We start from the raw sequence: 18759 nt of genomic DNA, 5'->3' as shown, positions 1-18759 counted from the left end.
AAAATAGGGCATCAGCAAACGCTGATGCCCGGTCATTTGGGGCTAACCGATCATGCATTATTTTTAGGTCTTCGCTTTTTCGTAGCTACCTTTGACATTCCCTTCTCGGTAATCTACCTGTATTACTTGCGGAGACGTGTATAATTTTACAGGGATATGTATAAGGTATTGATTGGCGGCAATCTCCTCTACTGTCAGGCTTACACCTTTATTATCGAGAAATGCTGCTTTTTCCAGTACCATTCCCTTTGGCGTATTAACGCGCAGCAATCCACTCACTGGCACATTAAACACGACCATATTCAGTTGATTGCTACCTTTCTTTTTAGTGTAATATCCCCAGTCTTCTTTTTTCATGCCGGCATAATCACAATCCCAGATCACATTGCCGTATTTGCTCATCCATGCACCAATCGTATTGGCGATGTTCAGTTCCTGCGGACGGAAAGTCCCCTCTCCAGAAGGCCCGAAGTTCAGCAAAAAGTTACCACCCATAGAAGTAGTATGCACCAACATTTCCAGGAGCTCCAGCGGTGATTTCACATGACTGATCGTCCAATCTTTATGATATCCCCATTGGTTTTCTGGAATGGTCATGCAGGCTTCCCAGTCCCATTTGGTAACGGCGAGGTCAGTAACGGGATCGGGTAAACGACGTTCGTAACCGGACTCGTAGTCGCCCATCAATTGCCCATTGGAATCCTTATGACGTTTGCCAAAGTCATCTGCGCGGAGGCGACTATTTACAATCACTCCCGGACGCACTTCTTTCAGCATTTTCTCTACTTCGTAAGTCCATTTACCATTCAGTTTTACGGAATTATCCCAAGTACCATCAAACCAGAAAGCTTTAACGGTAGGGTAATTGGTGGCCAGCTCTTTCAACTGGTTGTAGGCGAATGTCAGGTAACGACTCATCGCTACACTATCTTCTGGTGTTTTGATATCGTATCTCCAGTCCGGATGATGCCAGTCGAGCACGGAGTAGTAGAAATTTACATCTATACCTTCTGCATTGTAGGCTTCCACCAGTTGTTTGATGATATCCTTTTTATAAGGACTATTAGCCACTGTGAAATCCGTATACTGGCTAGGCCAGAGGCAGAAGCCTTCATGGTGCTTGGTGGTGATAGTCATGTATTTCACGCCCATCTTCTTAGCCATTTTGGCCCATGCTTTCGCATCGAATTTCGCAGGATTGAACTGGTACATCAAGGAATCCCATACAGGCGTGGGAATTCTGGCACTAGATTTCAGAAATTCCGCGGCATAGTTATATGTTTTACCATTCCATACCCCGCCAGGGATGGCATAAAGCCCCCAGTGGATGAACTGTCCAAATCGGTTGCTACGCCATTTATTCATGGCCTCATCCGATCTTTTGCCGGTGTATTGCGCGCCATACTTTAAGGGGATGGCGCGTTTGGTAGTGTCTTGTGCGCCTGCCTGGAAAACTGCTCCCAGCAAGGCGGCGGCGATAATTAGTTTTTTCATGGTCCGTATAAAAGTATAATTTACCATCCTGGATTCTGTAATAATGTACTGCTTTTATTTACCTCGTCAAAAGGCAGTGGCGCGAAATACATTTTTGGATACAGGAATACTGCGTTGAGCGCAGTAATCGCCTGGTAAGTAAAGGTATTGTCTTGCTGTTTGGTGACCATCATACCCTGGATAGGTCTGTTTTCGGTCACTTCTGCTGTTTTCCAACGACGGGTATCATAGTACCAGTGGCCTTCGTAGGCAAATTCCACTTCATATTCATTGCGGATAACGCCACGCATCGCCTCTTTAGACATACCTGCATCCAGGCCGTACATATTGTCGGCGCCAGCTTGAACGCCGCCCCGTCTGCGGATACTCTTAACAATGTCATAAACTTCCTGGGTAGGACCGTTCAATTCATTCATGGCTTCTGCATAACCCATTAGTATTTCGGTATAACGGATAACAGGATAGACCCTTTGTGTATTGGTATATCTACCGGTACTGTCATTACACATTTTACGGCTATAATAACCGGTTTTGGTAGAATAGGCTTGCAAACCATCTGCAGAGAGGGTTCCCTGCCAGGTTTTGTAAATATCCACTGGGTCCATTTTTTTGGTGCTGTTATTGAAAACAGTTGCCTGATTGTAGATGATGGTATTATAGAACCTTGGATCTCTGTTGTTGTAAGGGAATTTAGGATCATAACCGGAGCCAGGAGCGCTGGTAGCTTTACCATTGGCCATACCGAAGGCATCTACGAGGTTCTGACTAGGAGTGCTCCATCCGGAACCGCCACGAGAGTTAGGGAACCAGGCGCCTTCCAGGTTAGTATTGTATCCCATCATGTACGGCATGATATACTCTGAGTTCTTACGCAGCAGGAATAATTTCCAGAAGCTGTACCCAGCCCTTGCACCTGGCGTAGACTCTGTTTCGAAGAGGGAATAGATATTAGAATTCATCACTGCCTTACAAGCATCTGCTGCTTTCTGCCAGAGCGTTGCATCGTAGGTAGGGCTATAGCAGATGAGTGGTTGCTGCTGAGGGTCCTTGGTAATAGGATTACCGTTGTAGAGTGGACTGGCTGCAGTTACTAGCATGCGCGCTTTCAGGGCCATACACATACCTTTCGTGATGCGGCCATAGTCGGCTGCAGGTTGGTCCATCGCAGTAGGCAAATCAGCCCCTGCTTTGTCGCATTCCGCTGCGATATAGTCTATACACTCCTTGTAGCTATTACGCTTATAATCGATGGGTGTGGATAGGTCAGCGTAGATCGTGTCTCCCACCATCATCACTCCTCCGAAATACCTTACTAGTTGGGCATAATACCAGGCGCGCAGGTACCGGGCTTCTGCGGAAGTCCTGATCTGCATCGCAGGAGAAAGCGGAGAGCCTTTCACCTTTTTCATGTATTGATTGGCAGCCCTGATTTTTTGATAATAGGTCTTGTAATAGTTGGTGGTGAAATAGTTTCTCGCCGTGGAAGCACCAGTGATAAAGCTGGCTTGTGGATCGCTGTAATAGGAGACAGAGTGAGACGTCATATCCTCCATACAAGCATAGTCATTCCCCAGGGCGGAAGTGATCAGCGTATACCGGTTATGGATCAAGTCCATACCGGTATAAGCATATAAGTCAGTGAGAAAACTCAGTGTTTTGGCACTGTCCGAAAATACCAACTGTTCGGTCAAACTTTCCGTTTGGCGCTTGTCGAGGAAGCTGTCGGACTTTTTACAGGCTACCATCATGGCGGTTACCAGGCTTCCTGCTACGATATATTTTATTAGTTGTTTAATCATTTGTCTGGATTTTACGATACAACAATGCTTATTACAATCCTACCTGTAATCCGATGTTATATATTCTCTGTTGTGGATATTCCCCAATGCTGGATGACATGGCAGATTCCGGGTCAATGGCTACTGGCAGTTTGTTATACACCAGGGCCAAATTGTAACCGTTAAAGTACATGCGGATATTCTTTACCAGCTTGTGTTTCAGCAAGGAGGTAGGAATGGCATATCCGATTTCAACGTTTTTCCATCTCACATAATCCCCTCTTCTGTACCAGTAGGTGGAAGACTGCGGACTACCTTGTCCATCGGCCAGTGCTGGGTAAGTAACATCCGTTGTCCATGGTGTCCATCTACCGAGGTTGAAAGGCACTGATTGTCTTTCCGGACGACTATAAGCCAATGAACCACGTTGGATATTGATCACATAATCAAAGGAACCCTGAAACAAAGTACTGAAGTCAAAACCCTTGTAGGAGAACCCGAAGCTCAGACCAGAAATATATCTCGGCTGATTCACACCCATCGCTAGTTTATCGTTATCATCGATGATACCGTCGCCATTGAGGTCTGCGAATTTCAATGCGCCTGGGAAGATGTTCTGCATAGGTACACTGGTAATCAGTTTAGGACTGTTGAATACATCTTCCACATCCTGGAACATACCAATGTATTTATAGCCGAATGCCTGCCCGATGGATTTACCTGTTTGCGACATCCATGGGTATTTCGCCATAGGCTCATCGCGATAGAGGATTTTGTTTTTAGCAAAGCTGATCTGACCTTTTACGAAGTACTGGATCTTGTGAGAGCGGTTGTTGTATTCTACCTCAATCTCATATCCTTTGTTGCTCACGCGTCCGAGGTTTAATGGTGGAAGACCAACACCAACGGGCTGTGGCACTGTACCACGGGTAGAAAGGATATCATAACGATAGTTATCAAAATAATCCGCTACGATACCGATTTTACCATCAAACATTTTGATATCCACACCGATATCGGCTTTACGTTCTTTTTCCCAGGTTACCTGGTCGTTACCAAGATCGCCTTCTACGGTACCATTATAGCTTACAGGTAATTCACCGAAATTGTATCCTTTGCCGGCAGCGTAAATTTGCTCATACAGGTATTTGTAAGCACCGATTTTATCACTACCTACGAGGCCGTAAGATCCACGGAGTTTAAAGGCGTCAATGAATTTGATATTATCCTTGAAGAAACTTTCTTCACTGATATTCCAACCCAGGCCAATAGCAGGGAAGAGACCATATTTTTTGCTGCTGGCAAAACGATCAGACCCGTTATAACCCGCGTTGATATCCACCAGGTATTTCAGTTTGTAGTTATAACCGATACGACCAGTGATACCGCGGAAATTCGCAGGGATACCGGCCACAACAGCGTCAGAGCCATTCCATGCATTGGTGGTATTGGTATTCTGGTTGAACAGCAGTAATCCGGATACGTTATGACCACCGAAGCTTCTACCGTAGTTCAAAGAACCTTGTAGATTCAGCTTACGGGCACTCCCACGATATCCACCGGAAGAGCTGAGTTTGCCCATTCTGTACAGGTTGTTCACCACTGGTTTATAAGCTTGTGCTACTGCATCATAGTAGTAAAACAGGATTTCATTATTGGCACGAGTGAGACTGCGAACAAAATTATAATCACTCGCCAGCGATACCAGCACGTTTGCAGATAATCCTTTCGTAATGAAATCCAGTTTTTGGGTAGCAGAAGTAACAACGTTGAAGTCGTTTTCATAGCTGCGGTTATAACCGCCGTATTGCAATACCCCTATAGGATTGGGTTTGGTACCGGTACTCAGGGTACCTCCAAGGGAGCCATTCTGATTGTATATCGGATAACCGAAGGAGGAAAGTTCTCCGTTCCAGAGATACTGGAAAGTAGTACCACCGCCGTTAAAAGGTTTGTCGTTTGGTTCGTTGATCGTACCGAATCTTCCGGATAGGTCTACACGAATATGCAGATCTTTTGTAGGATCGATATCGATGTTAGAGCGGAAGTTATAACGGTTGTAAAAATAGTTACTGTTATAGCCTTCGTTAGAACTGAAGTTTTTGAAGATACCTCCCTGTGTGATGTAGCCCAGAGAGATAAAGTATTTGATATAATCCGAACCACCGCTGATATCGAAGTTGGTTCTGTTCTGCATGCTATACTTACGCATCAATTCTCCCCACCAGTCCACGTTTGGATGCATATAGGGGTCGCTGTTGTCCTTGTAGTAATCCAAGTTGTTGCCTGCGAAGAAAGTAGGATATTTCACAGCGGGGTCGCGCATGTTGGTGGTTTCATATTCCCGGAGCAGGCTCAGGGTTGTATAACCATCATTCATTTTCGGCGGACGTGTAGGTTTCAGGAAACCAGTTTCATTACGCACTGTCAACTGTGGCTTACCGGACTTACCACGGCGAGTAGTGATCACCATTACACCGTTTGCTCCGCGGATACCATAAACAGCGGTGGTAGACGCGTCTTTCAAAATAGAAATACTTTCAATCTCATTCGGGTCCAACTGGCTTACTTGGTCGTAAGAGAATTCGATATCATCCACAATGATCAACGGATTGTTCGCAGAGTTGTTATCAGTAGTGTTATAAGAACTGATACCACGAATCTGGAATGCCGCACCGTCTTTACCAGGTTGACCGCCACGTTGTTGTGTGAACAAGCCAGGGAGGCGTCCGGCCAGTGCGTTCTGCAAACTGGCAGAAGGACTTTGACGGATCTGCGCACCAGAGATAGCGCTCACCGCACCGGTAACAGTAGGCTTTTTAGGCGTACCATAACCGATAACCACCACATCTTCCATCCCTTTCACATCCGGTTGCAGTACAATCTTACCATTGGCTTCTGCTGCTGGTAATTCGCGTTTGAGGTATCCTACATAAGAGAATATCAGGATACCGGCTTTACCTTTCAGGGTGAGAGAATAACGTCCTTTTTCATCTGTGGCCACACCGTTTGTAGGGAAGTCTTTCTCAAAAACGGATACGCCTATCAGCGGTTGCGCTCCTTCTGAAACGGTACCGTTTACGGTGGTACCAGTTACTGGTTTCTGGGCAATGGCTGGTAGCGCCATGTACAGCAGAAAGCAGCAGCAAAGGAGATGATATAATAATTTTTTCATTGTTAGCCTTGTTTAATGTTACCAGTTAGGATTTTGACGCATGTTAGGATTGGCCACCAGTTCCTTGTAAGGAATAGGGAAGAGGAACATGCGATCAGCAAGGAATTTGGTAGGTGTTACTTCTACTACTTTATAATTGAGGGTAGCATCTGGATTTTTGGTGATCTGCATACCGTGCAGGGATGTGTTCAACACTTTGTCTGCCATTTTCCAACGGCGGATATCCCAGAATCGTTGTTCTTCGAAAGCCATTTCCACACGGCGTTCATGACGTATACGCGCGCGCATCTGGTCTTGTGTTAATCCTACCGGGAGCGTATAGGGATTGAGTTTAGCACGTTTACGGATTTGCTCTACCGCATCGTATACCTCTTTAGACGGGCCACTGGCTTCATTGAGCGCTTCGGCGTAGTTTAAAAGTATCTCTGCATAACGAAAGATCGGGAAGCAGTGATCAGAGCTGGCGTAGCTGCTGGTGGTACCAGAAGTAGTGAGGAACTTACGCATGTAGTAACCTGTGCGTGTTTCACCGCTATTGGCCTTTCCAAAACCTGCCGGGCGGTCTATCCCACCGTCAAACGTTTCAATATTTCTTCCTAACCATGACATATTATTATGGAAGATGGTATAGTAAAACCTTGGGTCACGGTTGATATAAGGAGTGGCAGCATTGTACCCGGAACCAGCATCACCAATCATTTTTCCATTCGCCATTTCAAATTCATCTGCCAGTTCCTGCGTAGGGTTGGTTTTACCTCTGTCTCCACGTTTGGAACCCACAGGGCCGTTATTCAGCTCTACCAGGTAACCCTGTCCTGTCATATACGCCAGGATGGTTTCGCTATTCTTACGCTTGAGATAAGGATCATCGTAAGCAGTAGTGAGTGCATAAGCTTTGGTATCCATGAGGTCTTTGGCTGCTTGGGCCGCTGCTTGCCATTTTTCTATGTTGTTGTTAGGATTGTTGAGCGGACTAGCAGCATACAGCAATACCCTGGATTTCAATGCCATGGCGGCACCGCTGGTCAGGCGACCGAAATAAGCGGTAGCATAACTTGCTGGCAGGTATTTGCGAGCTGTATCAATTTCGGTTACAATGTATTTTACACATTCGTCATAACTGTTACGGCTATATGATAAATTGGAATTGATATCAAATACTTTGTCGCCCACAATAGGAACGCCGCCCCATCTTTTAATCAGCTCGAAGTAGGCCACCGCACGGAGGAGTCGCGCTTCGTTCTTCCATTGGTCCATTAATCCGGGTGTTTTCAGCGGCACCTGGTCTATTTTTGACAGAAAGAGATTTACTTTCTGAATGAGGCCATAGTTCTGATCCCACTTGTTGTCTGGGAGGTTGAAGGGCGTCCATTGACCATTGGAGAAGTATTGTACTGGATCTGTTGCGTTGCTGGGAACGGCATCATCTGTACCAGCATCCAGGATATTATCACCTATGCGATTGAAGCCGGAAGGAAGATCAGCATAACTATTGTAGAGATATCTTTCTGCGTAAACGCCCAGTGAATCCAGCTTGTCGAAAATCAAGTCTTCATTCACAAATTCCAACGGCTCTTTTTCGATCACATTTTTCTGGCAGGCTGTAATGCCAATACAAGCCAGCACGGGGAGTAATATGGTATATTTTCTCATTGTTATTAGCGTTTTGTATTACAGTCCAAGCGTGATACCGCCATTGATGGCACGTACATTACCAAATGGCGCGTTAATAGATTCCGGATCATACCTGTCAATATTTTTGATCGTGAGCAGGTTGTATGCGTTTACGAACAGGCGTAGCTTGGTGATTTTACTGTTGGGCAGTAACATGCTTTTGAAGTCATAACCCAGTTCCACATTTTTCAGGCGGAGATAATTTGAATTACGCACCCAGAAGCTAGAAACCTGGTTGTTATTGATATTGGCGCCAAGTGTCAGGCGTGGGAATTCCGCATTGGTGTGGGTGGGTGTCCAACGATCTAGGTGTGCTTCTTGTACATTGGCATCGCCGTTATAGAAAGGCATGATGGCGGTTGGATTGATCCAGACAACCCTGTTTGCCGCGCCTTGTATTAGGAGTTTGCAATCGAATCCTTTATAAGAGAAGCCGCCGCCAACGCCGTAGTTAATCAATGGCTTGGTAGTACCGATCGGCGCTCTGTCCAGGTCGTTGATCACACCGTCTCCATTGAGGTCTTTGTATTTGATATCTCCGGCAGATGGCGTATAGCCTTGCAGGTTAGCTGTTTTGTTGAAGTCGTCACCCGCTTGATAGAATCCGTCGGCAATCAATCCGAAGAGCTGACCCACAGGTTGCCCTGTGCGATAGAGCCATGGGTAAGGATAATTCTGATCTCCGGTATGTAATACTTTGCTGGCTGAAACGGATACGTTGCCATCCAGATAGTATTTGAAAGCCTGTTTGGTAGCAGGACTATAATGCACAGTAGCTTCTACACCAGTATAGCGGTTGATGCCGATGTTTTCTAGGGGATAGGTTTGCCCAAAGATACCGGTATTCTGACCTCTGATCTGCAAGAGATCAGATAGTCTATTCCGATATACGTCTACTACAACAGACAGTTGATCATGCAACAGCGCCGCTTCCAGGCCGATATCGAATTTTACACCTTTTTCCCAGGTATAGTTGGGGTTAGCTACTTGTGTTCTCGCTGCGCCACTAACACTGGAAGCGGTTTCTCCAACATTATAACCATTTGCATCAGTCGAGAAGTTGGTCAGGTATGGGTAGTAGTTGTCTGGATCACCCCAGGCAGTTTGTCCGGCAGAAACGCGCAGTTTCAGGCGACTAAACAACTCACTACTGAAGAAATTCTCATTGCTGATCACCCATGCGAGCCCGGCGGAAGGCAGGAAGGCACCGCGTTTACCAGGTTGGTACCTGTTCAATAAACTATATACAAGGCCCAGTTCTGCGAAGTAAGTTTTCTTCCAATCGTAGGTAGCATTCAGGCCAGCATTAGTATAAACGGAATTGAGCTGATAGAAGCTAGCAATGCTGTTATCCTTATTGAAGGTGGCCAGGAGATTGAGACTATGATCATTCCACTGATGATCATATCCGGCCATTACATTGATATAATTCTGTCGGAATTGATCGGGAACGAGCGCTGTACCGGTTCCAACAATGCCATCCGCTCCGTATTGGATATAGCTTCCGGCAGGAGCACCAATAGTGGTATCTGGTGCATACACGGCATATGATTTACCGCGGGGTACAATCTCGTTATAATAGTTGTTCATGGACAGTTGTCCTTTCACCCACAATCCTTTCACATAATCATCCAGTTTGTAGGTAAGGGCCATGTCTGCGCTGATGCGGCGTTGGGTGGTCATCAGGTAACCTGCGCCTACTGCATCTGCCATTGGGTTTTTGCGATACAGGTTGGTACCGCCCCAGGTGCCGTTTGGATTGGTAATCGGAAAGGCTAATGGCGGAGTGGCCAATATATTTGAATACACGTATGCCGAGCCTCCTCCAGGTGCATAGGCGGTAGAAATGGAACCGAATACGTTTAATGCCAATTCAATATCCTTGTTGAAAGAAACGGAAGCATTGGTACGGATGCTGTAACGTTTGTAATCGTTATTGGTATTGTAACTGTTTTGCGGAGAGGTGTTAAATACGCCGCCTTGTGCAAAATGTTCCAGGGAAGCATAGTAATGATAAGCGCGGGCAGTACCTGCCAGGTCAATACTATAGTGTTGTTGACTAGAAGATTTGCGCATCACCTCATTCATCCAATTTACATCTGGTTGTGCGTATGGATCGTTGGTGTGATTTTTCCAAGCATCCAGCATCGCAGGCGTATAGCGAGGAATACTGCCAGGGGAAGTATTCTGCTGTGCTTCGTTATACAAGGTAGCGTAACCATATGCATTCAGAAACTTATCCCGATAAATTGGTTCCAGAGAACCGTATTGGGCAGACGCGTTTACTTCAAATGCTTTACGTCCTCTATCGCGGGTAGTGATGAGCACTACACCATTGTTGGAACGCTGCCCGAACATTGCGGTGGCGAGGGCATCTTTCAATACGGTAACGCTTTCTATGTCGGCAGGATTAAACCCGGTATAGTTTCTAACCACGCCGTCAATCACGATGAGAGGCGTTTTACCGCGCAAGGTGAGGGTAGCGGCATCCACACCACCGATGGCATTATACTGGGTGGTATACAGTCCGGCCAATCTTCCGGTGAGGGCATTGGTAACATCGCCTGTGAGGGTGGTATTGACATCATTGGTATATACAGCACTGGTTGCTGACACCATGTTGCCACGAGTGGACGTTCTGTTCCAGAGATATGTTTTCTGACCAAACCAGGAGCTATCCTTGGCAGGGAGGATATTCTTTACCAGGGAATCCTGTGGTAAAGCCATTGCAGGAACGCCCATTCCAGCAGTGGTAATAACGGCAAGGCACCAACGAACAATTCGTGGAGACGGTGCAGTATGCCTTTTATAGGAATTATGCTTCATTGTAATGTGTTTAGGGAACAGGAATGTGGTTTATCGCAGGGTACCGCGCACCAGGCCATTAGGGAATAGCGTGGAGTGAACATCCACGTATAATGGATCGGAACGCAGTGCGCGCAATGGTTCCCCGGTAATGGACATGCTCTGTTGCACGCCATAGTCGGCCGCCGTGGAGGCCAGCTTCAACAGGGTTACGCCAGTAGGCGTATGAATATGTGCTTCCTTCAATACATCCCCGGTAGGTATGTTTTTGACATCGATTGCATACCAAGCCATGTTATCATCTGTCAGGCGGAGTGAGAATTTTGCGGCAGCGGAATTATTGGCGGCGGGTACTACCTGGCTGCCATCCATATTTACATCCAGGGAGAGAATAACTTTTTTATCTAGCTGTCCACGTACAATGCCTGCTGGATTAGCCTTGGAAACGATCTGCATATAGGCGGATGTTTTAATCAGACTATCTGCGATGGCTTTAGGCATGGGCATATTGCCACTCATTTTTTTGCCGTTAAAGTTGCCGGTGAGGGAGAGCAGGGCAGTAGTGTTGTTTTGAACGGGGCCGCCAATGCGGATGTCTACGCTCTCAGGTGCAATACCTCCAGGAAGGGAGTCGAAATAAATGTCGTAATACAGTTGGTAATCGTCGCGGAGGTAGAGGAGTGCATAAGCGCTAGCTCCATTACCTGGTGTTGCAGGGACCACATTGGTACCTTTCATTTGAATATTCCACATCTTCAACACAAACTGATTCGATTCAGGATCTTTTTTACAGCCTACAAGCATGTAAACTGAAATCATCAGCATGCAGAAAAGGAATACAGGATTCTGACGCATGTTTTAAAGGATTTAAAATAGTAAGGCAATAGCAGGGTAAGCAACTATCAACGGTGGATAGTCGCCTCGCAGCTTTTCATTATTCACTTGGAAAATATTAGTAATGTGTCTACATGATTACTGTTGATGGTTGATAAATAAGCCTACGGAAATACAGTTTTAGTTTGCGATTTTTTGGTTCGTTTCTGTTGCGGTAAAAATAGCTTTCTCCCAGGATCTAATACGGGTCATATCTCTCTATTATACCCGTATTTTGTTTCAAAACTACCGGGTAAATGGTTTCAAGTGAAATGATATGTATAAAAATATAATGTTTAATACATTGGTTATTTTTCCATTGACTGTCCATTGCGCCCGTATTCTGAAGGGAGCTGGTTGAATTCCTTTTTAAACCATTTTCGGAAGTAGTCTACATCCGAAAACCCGACCATGTATGCCACTTCATTGACGTTATATTGCTGACTCGCCAATAATCGGGCGGCCTGTTGTAAGCGGATACTTCGGATAAATTCAATCGTGGTTTGGTTGGTGAGTGCCTTTAATTTTCGGTATAAAGTAATGCGACTCATATTAACAGCGGCCGCCAGTTCCTCTACATTTAAACTAGGCTCGGCGATGTTTTCTTCTATATAAGTGATAACGGTTTTCAGGAATACATCATCCGGACCCGTAACAGGAATACTTTCCGGAGGAAGCGTCGCCACCTGGCTATAGCGTTCTCGCAGTAGTCGGCGGGACTCCAGCAGGTTCTGTACCCTGGCGGTGAGCAGTGCAATACTAAATGGCTTGGTGATATAGTCATCTGCCCCGGTTTCATAACCCTCCCGTATAAACGATACTGTACTTCTGGCAGATAACAGGATAATGGGGATATGACTAGTACGATTGTCATTTTTCAGGGCATGGCATAGCTCTACGCCGTTCATGCCGGGCATCATCACATCGCTGATGATAATATCCGGGAGACACGAAGTCGCCAGGTCAAGACCGGTTTGCCCATCTGCGGCCAGATGCAACTGGTAATGATGATTGAACATCTCCGCCAGGTAATGCAATACATCTTTATTATCTTCCACAATCAGCATCACGGGCTTGTCACTCTCTTCGGTATCCAGTGGCTGTTCGAATTCCTGGTCTACCACACTATTGCCCAGCGCTCCTGCATGGCGGGTAGTGGTCATTTCTTCTGGTTGGAGGTGCTGGTTGCCGGCAGGAATGCGGATACTGAAACAAGTATATCCTGGCGTATCGGCAGTGGCCTGCCTACTCTGTAGCTGGATTGTTCCATGGTGCAAGGTCACTAGGCCACGTACAAAGGCCAACCCAATCCCCGTTCCACCGGTTTGTAGATTATTGAAGTCATAATGATTGAACTGTCCGAATATTTTTTCAAAATGACTTTCCGGTATCCCAATGCCATTGTCAATTACTTGCAATAGCAACTGGTTGCCCTCATAGGACAAAGCTAATGTCACCTCTCCGCCCGACTGTGTAAACTTCAACGCATTGGAAAGGAGGTTGAAAAGAATCTTTTCAAATTTATCCTTGTCGAACCAAACCATCATGATGTCCAGGGAGGAAGTCAGGTGGAGGGCAATATTTCTCTTCGCAGCCAGACTTTCAAAGGCCCCTGTCACTTCCTGGCAAAAACTAACGATATCCGCCAGCTCGGCCTGTAGTGGAATCCCACCCTCCTCCAATCGACGGAAATCCAGCAACTGATCCATGAGTCGCATCAGTCGCTCTCCATTTTGTTGGATGAGGAGTAGTTGTCGGCGCTCGTTATTGCCGAGCAAGGTATTCTGGAGTAATTTTTCCACTGGCGCCATGATGAGTGTCAGCGGTGTTTTGATATCATGGGAGATATTCGTGAAGAAGTTCATTTTGTTTTTCGCCAATTCCCTGTCTTTTTCCCGATATTCTTGCTGTTTCATGATTTCATGTTTCAGCAGGGTAGTACGCAGCGAGTAATAATAGTACCAAAGCAGGATGCCCACAATCAGCAGCACATAGAACAAGTATGCGTACCAAGTTTTCCAGAAAGGAGGTAAAACGCGTATATGCAAGCACGTAGGTTGTTCACTCCAAACGCCGTCATTATTGGCTGCTTTCACTTTAAAGATATAGTTGCCTGGGTCCAAGTTGGTGAAGGTGGCTGCCGTTTGATGGCCTACATAATGCCATTTGTTATCGCTGTGCAGTCCTTCCATCAAATAGGCGAACTGGTTAGAACTCGGGTTGATATAATTCAGCGCGCCAAAATGCAGGGTGAAATAAGCCTGGTCATGCGTCAGCGTAATTTTGTCTGTATAAGTGATGGAGGTGGTCAGCGGGGATTTCTCGTCGGCCACGTTCACAGGGATATTCTTAATCAACATGCCGGTGAGAATGACCTGTGGGCCGGCAGTATTATTAAACATGGTTTTTGGACTGAAACGCACAATACCATTGATGCCGCCAAACATGATATCCCCGTTCGCGGTTTTCACGGCGGGGTTCAGGTATTCTGTAGCGCCCGCCCAATTGCCTGCGCCGTAGTTGGTTACCGTGATTTTGCGCATGCCATCCACAGCGTGAGGGTCTTGCACCACTTTCATGATATTATCTTGCCCGCTGATCCACAGGTTACCGGCATCGTCTTCCACAATACCGCGGATAATGATATCCGCCAAACCTGTTTCTGTATCGAGGGATTGCAGCATACTGGAGATGCCGTCTACATACATCAAACCATTATCATGCGTGCCCACCCAAATCTTTCCATGATGATCCGCTCGTATGCAATGCACGTTTTCAGGAGGATTGTAGGTTTGTACCCAACGGTCATTCAATTGGACAAAGTGGCGACTCCCAAAAGGTAGATAGCATAATCCCGTAGTGGTGCCGATCCATAACGTGGCATGCGTGTCTTCATACAAACAATTTATTTCTCCTGCCATCAAACTGTTGGGATTATCATTATCATGCAGGAATGCCTGACAGCGCAGGTTTTTATCTAAGAAGAACAAACCGCTCTCCGTACCAATCCACCAGCCATTCTGCCCTTTCTCCATCGCGAAGCAGGCATGATTGCTTTTTCCTTCCGGATCGCGCTCACTCCGCAATGGTATGCGTGTAAACGTAGCCGTAGGAATATGAAACAAGTACAGTCCCTCCAGGCTGCCTACTAATAAATGCTCCTCATCCTTTATCAGTAAAGACTTGATAATTTCTTTGTTGGCATTCTCCGTAGGTGCGGGAACGTGATAGTATTTAAAAGTATGCGCCTGACGGTCGTAATAGTTGATGCCGGCAGATGTAGCGATCCATAGATTATGCTTACTATCTTCCGCAATCGCCATCGCGATACGACTATTCATCCCAATCCCGTCTTTCATTAGCCAGGAAATATAATTCATATCGCTGCCAGGATGTACCTGACTGATACCGCCCCAGTAAGTCCCTATCCAAACGGTGCCTGCTTTGTCCTGGAGGATGGAGCATACAGAATTATAACTCAGTGAAGAAGGATCATATTTATCATTCGTATAGTGAGCTACCACTTTCCGATTGCGTAAAATATACAAACCTTTGCGCGTGCCTACCCAGCATTCATTTCCTATGAATTTCACTGCTTTCACCATTTCATTGGCCACATTATTTTCAGGATCGGCCGCATGGTAATGAATGGCAGTACCGGTAACGGTATCCATCATAAAGAGGCCCTGGCCCTGTGTTCCCACCCATACTTCATTGTTGTGAAGGGTGATACAATGAATAGTGGAATTTATCTGTAACGCAGGAGGAACGGGCAATAGTCTTCCGGTTCCCGGTTGATAATGAAAGAGGGCAGCGCCGTAACCAATCCAGAGATTACCGTTTTTATCTTCTGCGAAAGCCCTAGGAATGACACTACTTCTGTTGAAACTGTCCGGGGGCAGTGGAACATGTACTAATTGTTCTTTATCCGACTGATAGGCAAAGCAGCGGCGTAAAGCGCCCACCCATATACGATTGTGACTATCTTTATAAATCGCACTAACATCTTGGATATCTGGTTCACCGCTGGCCATGCGAAAGACTTCCATGCGGGTATCATAAATATTCAAACCGTTGGCAGTACCAACAAGGATATTCCCTTTATCATCTTCTGCTAAAGCATTTACGAAATTGCTACTGATACTTCCTCGCGTGTATTTATTATTGCGAAAGATTTTTATTTCATCGTCGCTGTATCTGCAAAGGCCGTTCTCAGTGCCTATCCAAATGAAACCTTTACTATCCTGTAATATACAGTTGACGGTACTCTGAGGTAAGCCCTGGGCAATACCCAGGCGGGTGAAATGTAAGGGATTTTCCTGTGCAAGCATACTACAACACATCAGCAACAGCAACAGGCAACAGGTAAGGTATTTTACCGGCAGGGATTTTCCTACACACAACATAGCACTTCTAAATATTTGGTTGACACTACAGGTAATGTTGAAGTTAAGGTGGTGCGATGAAAATAGTGAATCCTAGATAAGATAGTATAGGGAAAGGTTAAAATATTGCCGGAAATAGACGCCTGGGGCTGGTTATAAGACATAAATGTAAAAAATACGCATCTAGAGAAAATTAAATTGTTAATTGACATGTTCTTAATACTGTGTCTGATTGTGGACATTATTTATGCTTTATCTTTGTCCTCCCAAAACTATCTGCAATGAAAACGGAGATCAATTACCTGCTTGTTGACGCGAATGAAGATCGTCGTGTACAGTATTACTATGCACTGGATTTATTGGGTAATCGTAAGGCAGTTGTTTGTCTGCCGACGTTGGAAAAAGCACTGGAGTATTTGCAATCCCATCCCGATTTCCGTCCATCATATATCTTCGCCAATACCATCAATTCCCAAACAGAGAAAATATACTTTAACACACAAGTACAGATTCTGCCAGAAATGTCAGATACAACCGTGGTGTTTAGTCAATATGATGAGATGTATTTTACCAGCGACGATTACAAAGTAGTTACGCTCATCAATCAGTTGAAAGCCAAGCTGCAACAGGTGCACCAGGCGGGACAAAAGAGAAGAACGCTGGTAGCTCCTCATCGCGGCTAGTTACAATTTGATAACATACAGGTAACACTAAAAATATTTCTTTGTGCATTCTGTTATCTAATTCTACTTCTCCACCATGATGCTGCGTATAAACGCAGGATAAGCCATAGAATGGGTGAGCGGGAGATGACTATGCTGTAACATATTGCTAAGGAATTCGGCATAGTCTGCAGGGTTCGCATCACCATACCATTCGGCTGCGAAGGTATACCATGTTTGTCCCTCTACTTCCAATTTCGTGTATTCTAGTTGGCAGCCGTATGTAGTGTGCGCCAATAGGTCATAGAGTTCATAAGTGGCATCTTCTTTCCTTACCACCTTCACGACTATACGTTGTTTTAGCATTCTTACCCTGAAATAGCTGCTGCTATTATCGATGCCATTCAGAATTTTGTCTGGTATTTGTTTGCCGATTAGTTTCTCCCAGCTTTCGAGGAGTCCCGCATTGGTACGGGAGATTTGCACCGCTTTAGGACTACTAGCGCGGCGTTTAAGTTCCATATTGCCTTCGCGTAACTTAATGCTGCGATGGTTGTTTTCTGGGAGGTAGAAGTAAATATCCGTGCGAGGGGGAGCATCTTTTAGGTTCCTACCGTGACTGGCAAACCAGTGTTGGATACCGGTGTCAGGGGAGGTGAAGAACCAGCGTAGTTCCTGGCTGCGATAGATGGTCTTAAGCTGAAATACCCGACGCACGCGCCGAGACAACTGTTTCCACCATGGCGGACGATATGTTGCAAGTGATTGCATTACTGATAAGTTAAGGAAAATTTTGCTGTGAAAAAATAGTAAAGTAACTTTACAAAGTTAATAGAACAAATATGATCACCAAAAAGGACCAGGAAGTAGCCCTAGCATTGCGGCAGTTGGTAACAGCGATGAACAAGCGTCTGCGTAAGCAAATCAGTAATCCGGAGCATTTGTCGATTGCCGAGCTGAACGTAGTGGGTATGCTGATGCAGCAAAAGGAGATGTTGCCATCTGAGCTAGGCGCCCACCTGCATATATCTTCTCAGTTTATGTCGCAGGTACTGAAGCGCCTGCTTGACCTGGGATATATTTCCCGGCGTATATCTCCAGAGGATAAACGTAAGAACCTGATCTCGCTGACCAAAGCGGGCGTACAGAAGGTGGAACATACCCGTAAAGAAAGGGAAGAATGGCTGGCAGCGCAAATAGCGGAGATTTTTACAGCGAAAGAAAAAGATACCATTAAATCCACTTTAGCATTGTTAAAGCGCCTCGAAGAGAGAATACCCATTACCCAATCAAAAATATAAAAATGGAAAAGTCAGTGTTACTGCTCATGGATTTACAGGAGCGGATGTTGGAGAATTATGCAGATGCGGCTACGCTGTTGAAGCAGGTTCGTGTAGCGTTGGATGGAGCCAGGAAAGCAGGTGTACCCGTGATTTTTGTACGCCTGGCCTTTGAGGAAGGATATCCAGAAGTGGGGGATAAAAACAAATTTTTCAGCGGCTTAAAGCAAACGGGTTATTTTCTGCCTTCGGATGATAAAAGAGCTATCAGTAAGGAGATAACGCCGTTGCCAGGAGAACCGGTGATTAACAAGAAACGCTATAGCGCATTTGCAGGAAGCCCCCTGGAGGTAATCCTACGTAGTATGCAGGTGGATCGAATTGTGATGTCGGGGATTTCCAGTAGCGGTATTGTACTCAGTACTTTCTTGGCTGCCGCCGATATGGATTTCAATATGACGGTGCTACAGGATTGTTGCCAAGACAGAGATCCGGAAATGCACCAGTTTTTGTTTGATAAAATATATGGTCGTCGGGGAGTGGTACAAAATGCCGAAGACTGGGTGAAATCCCTCTGATGAAATTTTATTTCTCGCAAAGGGCGCAAAGTAGCAAAGGAAGATGTGTTGCTAC

The 18759-nt window shown here is 45.7% G+C and carries 11 protein-coding genes; 3 read left to right on the top strand and 8 right to left on the bottom strand.

What is annotated here, in order from left to right:
* Positions 1–63: 63 nt before the first annotated feature.
* From JO154_RS08670 to JO154_RS08640, 7 genes are all read right to left on the bottom strand, one after another.
* Positions 64–1494 carry an alpha-L-fucosidase gene (locus JO154_RS08670; protein WP_291943841.1) on the bottom strand — a complete coding sequence of 477 codons (1431 nt, stop codon included), beginning with the start codon at positions 1492–1494 and terminating at the stop codon, positions 64–66.
* A gap of 20 nt (positions 1495–1514) precedes the next feature.
* Positions 1515–3293 carry a RagB/SusD family nutrient uptake outer membrane protein gene (locus JO154_RS08665; RefSeq protein ID WP_291943838.1) on the bottom strand — a complete coding sequence of 593 codons (1779 nt, stop codon included), beginning with the start codon at positions 3291–3293 and terminating at the stop codon, positions 1515–1517.
* 31 nt (positions 3294–3324) lie between these two features.
* A complete protein-coding gene (locus JO154_RS08660) occupies positions 3325–6447 on the bottom strand; it encodes a TonB-dependent receptor (RefSeq protein WP_291943835.1) in 3123 nt (1040 codons plus the stop codon).
* Between the two features lie 18 nt (positions 6448–6465).
* A complete protein-coding gene (locus JO154_RS08655) occupies positions 6466–8100 on the bottom strand; it encodes a RagB/SusD family nutrient uptake outer membrane protein (RefSeq protein WP_291943833.1) in 1635 nt (544 codons plus the stop codon).
* 18 nt (positions 8101–8118) lie between these two features.
* Complete coding sequence (locus JO154_RS08650; protein WP_291943829.1) at positions 8119–10947, bottom strand: SusC/RagA family TonB-linked outer membrane protein; 2829 nt, start codon at positions 10945–10947, stop codon at positions 8119–8121.
* A 30-nt stretch (positions 10948–10977) separates the two neighbouring features.
* Positions 10978–11781, bottom strand: coding sequence for a CHRD domain-containing protein (locus tag JO154_RS08645; protein WP_291943826.1), 804 nt, complete (start codon positions 11779–11781; stop codon positions 10978–10980).
* Positions 11782–12107: 326 nt separating this feature from the next.
* Positions 12108–16205: a hybrid sensor histidine kinase/response regulator transcription factor gene (locus JO154_RS08640; RefSeq protein ID WP_291943822.1), complete on the bottom strand. Its 4098-nt coding sequence runs from the start codon at positions 16203–16205 to the stop codon at positions 12108–12110.
* Positions 16206–16465: 260 nt separating this feature from the next.
* Here JO154_RS08640 and JO154_RS08635 point away from each other — a divergent pair, with 260 nt between their 5' ends.
* Positions 16466–16867 carry a hypothetical protein gene (locus JO154_RS08635; protein WP_291943819.1) on the top strand — a complete coding sequence of 134 codons (402 nt, stop codon included), beginning with the start codon at positions 16466–16468 and terminating at the stop codon, positions 16865–16867.
* 63 nt (positions 16868–16930) lie between these two features.
* Here JO154_RS08635 and JO154_RS08630 read toward each other — a convergent pair whose 3' ends face one another.
* Positions 16931–17617, bottom strand: a complete 687-nt coding sequence (locus JO154_RS08630) for a hypothetical protein (RefSeq protein WP_291943817.1) — start codon at positions 17615–17617, stop codon at positions 16931–16933.
* A 71-nt stretch (positions 17618–17688) separates the two neighbouring features.
* On the opposite strand from JO154_RS08630, the gene JO154_RS08625 reads away from it, so the two are divergent.
* Both JO154_RS08625 and JO154_RS08620 read left to right on the top strand, forming a co-directional pair.
* Positions 17689–18147 carry a MarR family transcriptional regulator gene (locus JO154_RS08625; RefSeq protein WP_291943814.1) on the top strand — a complete coding sequence of 153 codons (459 nt, stop codon included), beginning with the start codon at positions 17689–17691 and terminating at the stop codon, positions 18145–18147.
* Positions 18148–18149: 2 nt separating this feature from the next.
* Positions 18150–18704, top strand: a complete 555-nt coding sequence (locus JO154_RS08620; protein ID WP_291943811.1) for a cysteine hydrolase — start codon at positions 18150–18152, stop codon at positions 18702–18704.
* Positions 18705–18759 lie beyond the last annotated feature (55 nt).

The organism is Chitinophaga sp. (assembly GCF_019236475.1).
Taxonomy (GTDB): domain Bacteria; phylum Bacteroidota; class Bacteroidia; order Chitinophagales; family Chitinophagaceae; genus Chitinophaga.
The sequence above is the reverse complement of the archived record's forward strand: the minus strand, read 5'-3'. Positions and strand labels throughout refer to the sequence as shown.